Source organism: Rhizobium sp. 25PS6 (genome assembly GCF_032464655.1).
GTDB classification, from domain to species: domain Bacteria; phylum Pseudomonadota; class Alphaproteobacteria; order Rhizobiales; family Rhizobiaceae; genus Rhizobium; species Rhizobium laguerreae.
On sequence record NZ_JAWDIV010000008.1, the window covers coordinates 83,007 to 94,415 of the forward strand.

Genomic DNA, 11,409 nt, shown 5'->3' on the forward strand with positions numbered 1-11,409 from the left:
GGTCTCCTTGTTCCGCTTCCGATGCCGCTAGAGATCAAGATGCAGCGTGTTTCCCTCGAAGCGGGAAACGCAGATCATCACCTTGCGGCCGGATGCTTTTTCTTCGCTCGTCAGATAGACGTCATGGTGCAGCAGCTTGCCGTCGCAGGCGACGACCCCGGTCTCGCATTGACCGCAGGCGCCGCCGCGACAGAGGAAGGGCGCGTCGACGCCCGCCGCCTCGATCGCCTCCAGCATGCTTTCGTGATGGCCGACCTTCACGGTCTTTCCGGACCGCAGGAGCTCGATCACGAAGGGCTTGCCTGGTAGAGACGACAGGAACCGTTCCGAATGCAGGTTCTGCTCCGGCCAGCCGGCGTCCAGTCCCGCCTTCAGCACGCCGTCGATCATCCCGGATGGGCCGCAGACATAGAGATGCGTGCCGAGCGGCTGGGTGCCGAGCAGGCGCGTCAGGGGGATGGTGCCGCCTTCGGCGTCGCAATGGATTTTGATGCGATGCGGACCGTAGCGCTCGACGAGTTGCTGCCAGTAGGCACCGCGGTCGCGCGTGCGGATGGCATAATGCAGCTCGAAATTGGCGCCTTCACGGGAAAATTGCTCCATCATTGCGATGAAGGGGGTAATGCCGATGCCGCCGGCGATCAGAAGGTGTTTGCGCCCGCGCCAGTCCGGCTGGAACAGGTTGACGGGATAGCTGACCTTCAGCTCGTCGCCTTCGCGGACCTTCTCATGCATGAAGGTGGAGCCGCCGCGCGAATCCTCGACATGCAGCACGCTGATCTCATAGGCTGCGCAATCATGCGGCGGCGACATCAGCGAATAGGCGTTGCGGCGCATATGGCCGCCATCGTTCATCAAGACGATGACGTGGGCGCCGCCGGAGAAATAAGGCATCGGCTTGCCGTCAAGGCGCTCGAAGCGAAAGCGCTTGACGCGCTCGGCGATCGGCGTGATCCGCGCCACGCGGACAGGAATTTCAGTACCACCGCTCAAAGGAACAACTCCTCTGGATCAGGCGCGCTGCCCGGTTCTTCCGCATCGATATTGACGCCCTGGAAGGCGGCGAGCCGGCGCGAATAATGGTCGCGCACCAGAAGCGGGAGCCCGCAATGGCTACATGTGAAGGGGCTGGTGGTGACGTCGTCGGTGATGCCCTTGCAATGGACGCATTGCACGCGCCGGGCCAGCGAGCCGCGGTGCTCGGTGATGACGGAGGCATGGTCCATGCCGTAATCGAGCGCCACGAGCATTGCTTGGCCGATGAAGCCTTCCGTGCCCGACAGATAAAGCCGCGTGCCCATATGGGCGGTGGCGAGCGAACCCTTCAATCGGAAGAGCAGCGTTGCGATCGTCGGGGCCGTGAAGAACATGTCGGCGCCGAGGCGGCGCAGCGCCTCGTCCAGGCCACTACCCTGCGAGCCGCGGGCGACATAGAGGATTTCGCTGCGGGAAAGAGCCGTTTCGTCAAGCGCCGGCTGCTGATCGAGCAGAGCCTTGGCGCCCTCCCCTTCGAGCGCGAAAATGTGCCGCCGGGCGCGCGGCTGGATGGTCAGGCCCGAGTAGACTGGTCGGCTCTTGATGCCTGCAACGAGCATTCGCGTGCTCCTTAACCTACGGCAATCCTCTTCTTCTTCTCCGGATCGTCGAAAGGAAGCGTGTGGGCGGTGGCGCCTGCCTTCACGGTCTTGCCGCGGACTTCGAGTTTCGTTCCATGGACTGCCTTGTCAACGTCCAGACGGGCAATCGCCATGGATTTCTTCGTCAGCGACGAATAGCTCGGGCAGGTGATGACGCCGACCTTTTTGCCGTCGGCAAAGACTTCGTCGCCGAGATCGGCCGGTCCGTCGGCATCGATCAGCATGCCGAAGATCTTGAAGCGTTCCTTGCCCTTGAGGCGCGTATGTTCCTCGGCGCCACGGAAGCCTGTCTTGCCGGGGCTGACGGTAAAGTCGAGGCCGAGTTCCCAGAGACTGTCGCCGGGCGGCTGATCGGCGAAGGGATACATCTGCGAATTGTCGTAGGGGTAAAACAGCAGGTAGCTTTCGACCCGCAGCATATCGAGAACGGAGAAGCAGCAGGGGATGATGCCCATCTCCTTGCCTTCTTCGACGATGCGGTCCCAGACCATGACGGCGTCCTGGCCGCGCACGAAGATCTCGTAGCCGCGTTCGCCGGTATAGCCGGTGCGCGAGATCATCACCGGTGCGCCGAACAGCGTCGTCTGCATGTGGTGGAAATATTTGAGATCGCGGATACCGGGCACATATTTGGCGAGGTAATCGACCGCGATCGGACCCTGCAGCGACAGGTCGTGCAGGTCGTCGTCGAAGAGCACGGCGCAATTGCGGCCTGCCGCCTGCTTGACGAGCTCCTCGTGGCCGGAGCCCGAGCCATGCACCAGCATCCAGGAATTCGGGCCGGTGCGATAAACGATGCAATCGTCGGTGAAGTGGCCGCGTTCGTTCAGCATCGTCGCGTAGACTGAGCGGCCGGGGTAGATCTTCGTCAGGTCGCGGGTGGTGATGGAGTCAAGCACGGCGATGGCGTGCGGGCCGACCAGATGCACCTTCTTCAGGCCCGAGACATCCATGATGCCGGCCTTGGTGCGGACGGCGACATGCTCTTCCGACATGTCCTTGTCGTAGGTCCAGGCGGTGCCCATGCCGCTCCAGTCCTCGAGCTTCGATCCCAGAGCGCGATGCCGATCCGCCAAGACGGAGAAACGCCATGATAAAGCCATTGTCCGTTCCCTTTTGTTTCCTCTACGGAATATTTATTTCCTGACTATATTCGTCTTTCGCGCCGTGGCAAGCCCGCCCGGCATGCATTTCCCAAAACTTTCGGCGCCTTTGCCGCGGCCCTCATCGAATGAATGAGAGATGCGGCTACGCTTTTGCCGTCCCTCAACCCGCGCTAACCCATCCGCTCTGACGCGTAGCTGCCGGGGCTAGCCGGGAAGACCACGGTGCGGTTGCCGTTGATGAAGGTGCGGTGATGGATATGGGCGTGGATGGCGCGCGCCAGCACCTGGCTTTCGACGTCGCGGCCGATCGAGACATAGTCGTCGGGCGACTGCGCATGGGTGATTCGCGCCGTGTCCTGCTCGATGATCGGGCCTTCGTCGAGATCGGCGGTGACGTAATGTGCCGTCGCCCCGATCAGCTTCACGCCGCGTTGATAGGCTTGTTTGTAAGGATTGGCGCCCTTGAAGCTCGGCAGGAAGGAATGGTGGATGTTGATGATCTTCCCGGACATCTTCTGGCACATCTCGTCCGATAGGATCTGCATGTAGCGGGCGAGCACGATCAACTCCGTGCCGATCTGCTCGGCCACCTCCATGATATGGGCCTCGGCCTGAGCCTTGTTGGCCTTGGTGACCGGAATATGGTGGAAGGGGATGTCGTGGTTGACCACCACCTTCTGGTAGTCGAAATGGTTGGAGACGACGCCGACGATATCGATCGGCAGGGCGCCGATTTTCCAGCGGTAAAGCAGGTCGTTCAGACAATGGCCGAAGCGCGACACCATCAAGAGCACCTTCATGCGCTTCTCGTTGTCGTGAAAATCGTAGTCCATTTCGAAAGGAGCGGCGACGGTCGCGAAACCGGCGTCGATATCGGCGCCCGAAAGCCCCTCTTCCGAAATGAAGCTGACGCGCATGAAGAACTTGCCGGTATCGAGATCGTCGAACTGCGAGCTGTCGATGATGTTGCAGCCCTTGTCGGCCAGATAGCTCGAAATCGCCGCGACGATGCCGCGCGTCGATTTGCAGGATACGGTGAGTACGAAACTCTTCATGCTGTCGCTTCCTTCGCTATCCCAAGCACAGCGGGCTAGATGACGCCGGAGCCTGTCCGCTCCGGCGTGATGAGCGTGTCTTCAGAACGTCCAACCACTCAGATGTCGAGCGTGCTGTCGCGTTCCCATTGGGTGAAATGCGAGCAGAAAGCATTCCATTCCTGATGCTTGAGCTTGAGATAGGCGGCGGAAAACTCGGCCCCGATCGCCTGCTTCAAGCCCTCGTCGGCATCATAGGCGCGCAACGCATCGAGCAGATTGAGCGGCAGGCGCGGCGCATCCTTGACCAGATACCCCTCGGCATACATGTCGATATCGTAGTGCCGGCCGGGATCGGCTTGGCTGCGGATGCCGTCGAGGCCGGCCGCGATGATGATCGCCTGGAGCAGGTACGGATTAACAGCACCATCAGGCAGGCGCAGCTCGAAGCGACCCGGTCCCGGCACGCGCACCATGTGGGTGCGGTTGTTGCCCGTCCAGGTGACCGTGTTCGGCGCCCAGGTCGCGCCCGATGTGGTGCGCGGCGCGTTGATACGCTTATAGGAATTGACTGTCGGATTGGTGATCGCGGCAAGCGCGGACGCATGTTTCATGATGCCGCCGAGAAAGGTTTTACCCTGAGCGGAGAGCCCAAATGGCATCTCCTTGTCGGCGAAGGCGTTGACCTTGCCATCGACGTCCCAGACCGAGATATGGGCATGGCACCCGTTTCCGGTCAGGCCCTTGAAGGGCTTTGGCATGAACGTCGCGCGAAGGCCGTGCTTTTCGGCGACCGATTTGACCATGAACTTGAAGAAGGAGTGCTTGTCTGCCGTCTGAAGCGCGTCGTCATATTCCCAGTTCATCTCGAACTGGCCGTTCGCGTCCTCGTGGTCGTTCTGATAGGGCTTCCAGCCGAGCTCGAGCATGTAGTCGCAAATCTCGGCGATGACATCATAGCGACGCATCACGGCCTGCTGATCGTAGCAAGGCTTTTCGGCTGTATCGAACTGGTCTGAAATCACCGAGCCGTCCGCAGAGATGAGAAAGAACTCGGGTTCCACGCCGGTTTTCACCCGGAGCCCCTCTTTCGCAGCTTCAGCGACCAGTCTTTTCAGCACCACACGCGGTGCCTGTTCGACAGGCTGATCGTCCATGACGCAGTCGGCAGCAACCCATGCGACGTCTTTCTTCCAGGGGAGCTGGATGACGGAGGAAGCATCGGGAAGCGCGAACAGGTCGGGATGGGCAGGCGTCAAATCGAGCCAGGTCGCAAAGCCCGCGAAGCCGGCGCCATCTTTCTGCATATCGGCGATGGCTTCTGCGGGGACCAGCTTGGCGCGTTGGCCGCCGAACAGGTCGGTATAGCTGATCATGAAATATTTGATGCCTTTGTCTTTGGCAAAAGCAGCAAGGTCCAGTGTCATTCTCGTTCCCCTTTGGATTTCTTGGAGACACTTTGCTTATGGATGCGAGACGGCCGGGACGTTTGCCCGGCCGGTAGAAATCAGTAGCCTCCCTTGCCGGGATACCAGTTTGTGCCGGCGAGCGGGATCTGGGCCATGGCGGCCGCCTCCATCGTCAGCGCGCAAAGATCTTCCGGTTCCAGGTTGTGCAGGTGGTTCTTGCCGCAGGCGCGCGCGATGGTCTGGGCTTCCAGCGTCATAACCTTCAGATAGTTGGCGAGACGGCGGCCGGCGGCGATCGGATCGAGCCGCTTCATCAGCTCCGGATCCTGCGTGGTGATGCCCGCCGGGTCCTTGCCTTCGTGCCAATCGTCATAGGCGCCGGCCGTGGTGCCGAGCTTTTGGTATTCTTCTTCCCAGCGCGGATCGTTGTCGCCGATCGCAACGAGTGCCGCCGTGCCGATGGCAACGGCATCGGCGCCGAGCGCCAGTGCCTTGGCCACGTCGGCGCCCGAACGGATGCCGCCCGAGATGATCAGTTGCACCTTGCGATGCATGCCGAGATCCTGCAGCGCCTGGACCGCGGGGCGGATGCAGGCGAGCGTCGGCATGCCGACATTTTCGATGAAGACATCCTGCGTGGCTGCGGTTCCGCCCTGCATGCCATCGAGCACCACCACGTCGGCCCCGGCCTTCACAGCAAGCGCTGTATCGTAATAAGGCCGCGCGCCGCCGACCTTCACATAGATCGGCTTTTCCCAGTCGGTGATCTCGCGCAGTTCCAGGATCTTGATTTCGAGGTCGTCCGGGCCGGTCCAATCCGGATGGCGGCAGGCCGAGCGCTGGTCGATGCCCATCGGCAGGTTGCGCATATGGGCGACGCGATCGGAGATCTTCTGGCCGAGCAGCATGCCGCCGCCGCCGGGCTTTGCGCCTTGACCGACAACCACTTCGATCGCGTCGGCGCGACGCAGGTCCTTGGGATTCATGCCGTATCGCGACGGCAGATACTGGTAGACCAGCGTCTGTGAATGGCCGCGCTCTTCATCGGTCATCCCGCCGTCGCCTGTCGTGGTGGAGGTTCCGGCAATCGTCGCGCCGCGTCCGAGCGCTTCCTTGGCATTGCCGGAGAGCGCGCCGAAGCTCATGCCGGCAATGGTGATCGGCGTCTTCAGATGAATGGGCTTTTTGGCGAAGCGCGCGCCGAGGACAACCGATGTGTCGCACTTCTCGCGGTAACCTTCGAGCGGATAGCGCGAGATCGATGCGCCGAGAAACAGCAGGTCATCGAAATGCGGAACCTTCCGTTTGGTGCCGGCGCCACGGATGTCGTAAATGCCGGTCGCCGCGGCACGGCGGATTTCCGCCAGCGTGTAATCGTCGAAGGTCGCGGACTTGCGCGGCGGGGTATAGGGGTTGTGGTAGCTCATGATGGTCCCTCGCCTTAATACGCGTCGGCGTTGTCGATATTGAAATTGTAAAGCTTGCGGGCCGAGCCGTAACGCTTGAATTCCTCGGGCCTCACTTCGGTCACGCCCGCCTTTTCAAGAAGTTCGGCCAGCTTCGTCAGGTGCTCGGGACGCAGCTCCTTTTCGATGCAATCGGCACCCAGGCTCTTGACCGAACCGCGCACGAAGAGCTTCGCTTCGTAGAGCGAATCCCCAAGCGCATCGCCGGCATCGCCGAGCACCACGAGGTGGCCGGACTGACCCATGAAGGCGGACATGTGGCCAATATTGCCATGAACGACGATGTCGATGCCCTTCATCGAGATGCCGCAGCGTGACGCCGCATTGCCCTTGATGACAAGGAGGCCGCCGCGGCCGGTTGCGCCGGCATACTGGCTGGCATCGCCCTCGATGACGACGGTTCCAGACATCATGTTTTCCGCAACACCCGGACCTGCCGAACCGTGAACGGTGACGGTCCCGCCGTCGTTCATGCCGGCGCAGTAATAGCCGACCGACCCCTTCACATCGACCGTGACGGGCGCATCGATGCCGACGGCAACCGAATGGCTGCCGCGCGGATTGACGACTTCGAAGGAAAGATCGTTCGAACCGTTCTGGATGTTGTGCAGGGCACTATTGAGTTCACGTAACGGCGTAGTGGCAAGATCAATGACAGGCATGTTTCGATAAACCCTTGGAGAATACGCATGAGGCGCCGGTCAAGCGACCTTCTGGTGATCCCAGAAATAGACGGTTGCAGGCTCCGGCTCCCAGACCCGAGCATTCTCGATGCCGGGCAGATTGACGAGCGCCCGGTATTCCGAACCGAAGGCGACATACTGGTCCGTTTCAGCCATGACAGCGGGCTTGCAGGCAATCGCGTCGCGCACGACGCCGAAGCCGGACTTCGTGCCGACGACGAAGGTGAAGAAGCCGTCGAGATCATCCACCGCGCCTTCCAGCGCCTGGCCGAGATTCTTGCCCTTGGCCATCTCTGCCGTCAGATAGGCGGCGGCGACCTCGGTGTCGTTTTCGGTTTCGAAGGTCATGCCTTCGCGCTTCAGCTCGCGGCGCAGATTGTTGTGGTTGGAGAGCGAGCCATTATGCACCAGGCATTGGTCGGAGCCGGTGGAAAAAGGATGGGCGCCGAGCGTCGTGACGGCCGATTCCGTCGCCATGCGGGTATGGCCGATGCCGTGCGTGCCGGCCATTGAATTGACCGCGAAGCGGGAGACGACATCCTTCGGTAGGCCGGTCTCCTTGTAGATCTCAATGGCGTCGCCGCTGCTCATGATCCGGATGTTCGGACGCAATTCCGAAACGGCTGCCTTGCCCGCCTCGAGCAGATCCTTCGCAAGCGTGATGACGGCATGCGTGCTCTTCACCTGGATGGCGACCGATGCGCCAACCGCCTGGCCGAGCTCGGCCTCGAGGCCGGCGAAATCCTTCTTCGGATTGGCCGACTGGATGGTGATCTTGGCATTGTTGCCGCTGGCGTCGCCATAGATCGCGATTCCGGCGCTGTCCGGCCCCCGATCCGTCATCGTCACCAGCATCGAGGACAGCAGTGCCCCGAGCTCCGGTTCGAGACTTTTATCCTTGAGGAAGAGACCCACAATTCCGCACATGACCAGACCTCCGTTCGTGTTGAGAAAGGACTAGCAGGTCTGTTTTGGGTTTTCAACTCGGAAGAAAGATTTTTTCTTTTAAGGCAAGTCAGCCTTTCGAGCTCTGCTGTGGATAGCTAATGATCGAGAGGTATTTGCTCGGCAGTTTCACCAGCTGTTCCGGCCCATGCGGCGCATCGGCGTCGAAGAACAGGCTGTCGCCCGGCTGCATCTGGAAAAGCTGGTCGCCGTGGCGGTAAACAACTTCGCCTTCGAGCATATAGAGAAACTCCATCCCCTCGTGCTGGAAGGTCGGGAAGATGTCGGAATCGGTCGTCAGGGTGATGAGGTAAGGCTCGACGATGACGCCGCTGGTATTGTTATCGATATGACCGAGCACATTATATTGATGACCGGCGCGGGTGCCGCGCCGTTCGAGCTCGATGCCCTGGCCCGCCTTGACGAAGACGGCGTTGCGCGGTTCCTCGAAACGTCGGAAGAAGGCCGTCAGCGGCACGCCGAGCGCCCGCGACAGCGATTGCAGCGTCGTCAGCGACGGCGAAATGTTGCCGTTCTCGATCTTCGACAGCATGCCGAGCGAGATGCCCGTCGCTGCCGCCAGATCGGTCACCGTGATGCCGAGTTTCTTGCGGTAGGCGCGCACCTCATGGCCGATCGCCATTTCGAGGTTGTTTTCCTTCGGCTCGCGGACGGCGTGAGGGTCCTGGGAAAAGGGAGCGCGTCCACTATTCGCCTGTTCCGGTTGCTCTGCCGCTGCACGCTTGGATTTCATGGGTTTTCCCCTGCCGCCTTCTCATTTCTGAAGGCAACCCTATCGTCATAGTGAAAATTCCTCAACCGTGAAGAAAACCTATTCCCGCCGTGCCTCACGCGGGGCGATGCCATAGACGGCACGGAACATGCGGGAAAAATGGCTCAGACTGGAAAAGCCGGTGGCAACCGCGATTTCCGAGACGGAAAGCGGGCTCTGCTTCAGCAGCCGATGGGCATGCTGCAGCCTGATCCTGCGGTATTGATCAAGAAAGGTGGTGCCGAGATGGGCAGCAAAGAGCCGGTCGAGATGGCGGGTCGTGACGCCGGCGATGCGCGCCATGGCGGCACGCTCGAGCGGCATCTCGATCGTCTCCTCCATTCGTTCGAGAACGTTAAGCAGGCCGGGATGATGGACGCCGTAACGCTCGGCCAAGGATGCGCGCTGGGGTGCAGCGGGCTCGTTGACCTCTGTATGAAGATACCAGTCGCTGACACGGCGAGCGAAATCCGGCCCCATGCGCTCGGCGATCAGCACATGCATCATGTCGAGCGGTGCGATGCCGCCGCCGCAGGTGATCCTGTTGCCGTCGATCATGAAGCGCGCCTGGCGCGGCGTGAGATCCGGGAAGGCTTCGAGAAGGGCGGCCGCATGCTCCCAGTGGATGGTGAAGTCGCGGCCGCCAAGCAGTCCGGCGGCGGCCATAAGATAGGGGCCGCCCGAGATGCCGCCGATCCTCACACCTTCGCGCGACAGCTGCCGCAAGCAGGAAAGCACGCCGGGATACCGCCAGTCGCGGGGCAAGCCGCCGGCGCAGACGAAGGCCGTTCCGAGCCCCGCGCCCCTGACAGGGAGAGGTTCGGCAGGGACGCTGACACCCGAGGAGGAGAGTGCCGCTGCGCCATCCGGCGAGAAGATCTGCAGCCGATAGATCTCGCGTCCAGCCAGAAGATTTGCCGCCCTCAGCGGTTCGGTCGCCGAGGCATAGGACATCAGGGCGAATCCCGGGATAAGGATAAAGCCGATCGTCTGCACATTTCTGCTATCAAGCGAGGACATGTCTCTTTCTTAGCGATTGATGTCCCTTCTGTGCAAGTCCGCCCTCCCCTTTCTGGCATCATGCACCTCTTCTTTCCGGGGTGACCATGCGCTATTCCGCTCTTTCGATTTTCCTGAACGGCCTTCGCGGCAACAAAGGCTGGGCGCCGGCCTGGCGCGATCCGGCGCCGAAGCCGCATTACGACGTCATTATCGTTGGCGGCGGCGGCCATGGTCTTGCCACCGCCTATTATCTTGCCAAGGAATTCGGCGTCACCAATGTCGCCGTCCTCGAAAAGGGCTATCTCGGCTCTGGCAACATCGGCAGGAACACGACGATCATCCGCTCGAACTACCTGCTGCCGGGCAACAATCCCTTCTACGAGCTGTCGATGAAGCTCTGGGAAGGGCTGGAGCAGGACTTCAACTTCAACGCCATGGTCTCGCAGCGCGGCGTGCTCAACCTCTTCCATTCCGATGCGCAGCGCGACGCCTATACGCGCCGCGGCAATGCCATGCGGCTGCACGGCGTCGATGCCGAGATTCTCGACCGGCAGGCGGTGCGCAAGAAATTGCCATTCCTCGATTTCGACAATGCCCGTTTCCCCATTATGGGCGGCCTGTTCCAGCCGCGCGGCGGCACGGTGCGCCATGATGCGGTCGCCTGGGGTTATGCGCGCGGCGCCGATCAACGCGGCGTCGACATCATCACCCAGTGCGAGGTGACCGGCATCCGCCGCGAAAACGGTCAGATTACCGGCGTCGAGACCAGCAAGGGTTTCATCGGCTGCGGCAAGCTGGCGCTGGCGGCTGCCGGCAACTCCACCGTCGTCGCCGATATGGCCGGCCTGCGGCTGCCGATTGAAAGCCATGTGCTGCAGGCCTTTGTTTCGGAAGGGCTCAAACCGTTCATCGACACCGTCGTCACCTTCGGCGCCGGGCATTTCTACGCGTCCCAGTCGGATAAGGGCGGCCTTGTCTTCGGCGGCGACATCGACGGCTACAATTCCTATGCCCAGCGCGGCAATCTCGCCTCGGTCGAGCATGTCGCCGAAGCCGGGCTTGCGCTGATTCCCTCGCTGTCGCGCGTGCGATATCTGCGCTCCTGGGGTGGCGTCATGGATATGAGCATGGACGGCTCGCCGATCATCGACCGCACCCACATCGACAATCTCTATCTCAACACCGGCTGGTGTTACGGCGGCTTCAAGGCGACACCCGCCTCCGGCTTCTGCTACGCCCATCTGATCGCCCGCAATGCGCCGCATCAGACCGCCCGCGCCTTCCGGCTCGACCGCTTCGCGCGCGGCTACCCGATCGACGAAAAGGGCGTCGGCGCCCAGCCCAATCTGCACTGA

Annotated in this window: 11 protein-coding genes; 1 reads left to right on the plus strand and 10 read right to left on the minus strand. The window is 61.5% G+C overall.

Going from position 1 to position 11,409, the window contains the following annotated elements:
- Nucleotides 1-27: 27 nt before the first annotated feature.
- The 10 genes from RWK44_RS13340 to RWK44_RS13385 all read right to left on the minus strand — a co-directional run bounded on the left by RWK44_RS13340 (nt 28) and on the right by RWK44_RS13385 (nt 10,072).
- Nucleotides 28-993 (minus strand): PDR/VanB family oxidoreductase, encoded by a 966-nt coding sequence (locus tag RWK44_RS13340; protein ID WP_316028922.1) that lies wholly within the window; start codon nt 991-993, stop codon nt 28-30.
- A complete protein-coding gene (locus RWK44_RS13345) occupies nt 990-1,595 on the minus strand; it encodes a dimethylamine monooxygenase subunit DmmA family protein (RefSeq protein ID WP_316028923.1) in 606 nt (201 codons plus the stop codon). The genes RWK44_RS13340 and RWK44_RS13345 overlap by 4 nt, the downstream gene beginning before the upstream one ends.
- An 11-nt stretch (nt 1,596-1,606) precedes the next feature.
- Nucleotides 1,607-2,740: an aminomethyltransferase family protein gene (locus RWK44_RS13350; protein WP_168283464.1), complete on the minus strand. Its 1,134-nt coding sequence runs from the start codon at nt 2,738-2,740 to the stop codon at nt 1,607-1,609.
- Between the two features lie 173 nt (nt 2,741-2,913).
- Nucleotides 2,914-3,798, minus strand: coding sequence for a formyltetrahydrofolate deformylase (gene purU, locus RWK44_RS13355; protein ID WP_316028924.1), 885 nt, complete (start codon nt 3,796-3,798; stop codon nt 2,914-2,916).
- Between the two features lie 98 nt (nt 3,799-3,896).
- The gene (gene glnT, locus RWK44_RS13360; protein ID WP_131662505.1) at nt 3,897-5,204 is read right to left on the minus strand and encodes a type III glutamate--ammonia ligase; all 1,308 of its coding nucleotides are present in this window, start codon (nt 5,202-5,204) and stop codon (nt 3,897-3,899) included.
- Nucleotides 5,205-5,284: 80 nt separating this feature from the next.
- Complete coding sequence (locus tag RWK44_RS13365; RefSeq protein WP_131662504.1) at nt 5,285-6,613, minus strand: FMN-binding glutamate synthase family protein; 1,329 nt, start codon at nt 6,611-6,613, stop codon at nt 5,285-5,287.
- 14 nt (nt 6,614-6,627) lie between these two features.
- Entirely contained in the window at nt 6,628-7,314 is a 687-nt protein-coding gene (locus RWK44_RS13370) for a GXGXG domain-containing protein (protein ID WP_003548139.1), read from the minus strand.
- A 39-nt stretch (nt 7,315-7,353) separates the two neighbouring features.
- The gene (locus RWK44_RS13375) at nt 7,354-8,262 is read right to left on the minus strand and encodes a class II glutamine amidotransferase (RefSeq protein ID WP_131662503.1); all 909 of its coding nucleotides are present in this window, start codon (nt 8,260-8,262) and stop codon (nt 7,354-7,356) included.
- 88 nt (nt 8,263-8,350) lie between these two features.
- Nucleotides 8,351-9,034 carry a helix-turn-helix domain-containing protein gene (locus RWK44_RS13380; protein ID WP_131662502.1) on the minus strand — a complete coding sequence of 228 codons (684 nt, stop codon included), beginning with the start codon at nt 9,032-9,034 and terminating at the stop codon, nt 8,351-8,353.
- A 78-nt stretch (nt 9,035-9,112) separates the two neighbouring features.
- Nucleotides 9,113-10,072 carry a GlxA family transcriptional regulator gene (locus RWK44_RS13385; RefSeq protein ID WP_131662501.1) on the minus strand — a complete coding sequence of 320 codons (960 nt, stop codon included), beginning with the start codon at nt 10,070-10,072 and terminating at the stop codon, nt 9,113-9,115.
- An 86-nt stretch (nt 10,073-10,158) separates the two neighbouring features.
- On the opposite strand from RWK44_RS13385, the gene RWK44_RS13390 reads away from it, so the two are divergent.
- Nucleotides 10,159-11,409: a sarcosine oxidase subunit beta family protein gene (locus tag RWK44_RS13390; RefSeq protein WP_131662500.1), complete on the plus strand. Its 1,251-nt coding sequence runs from the start codon at nt 10,159-10,161 to the stop codon at nt 11,407-11,409.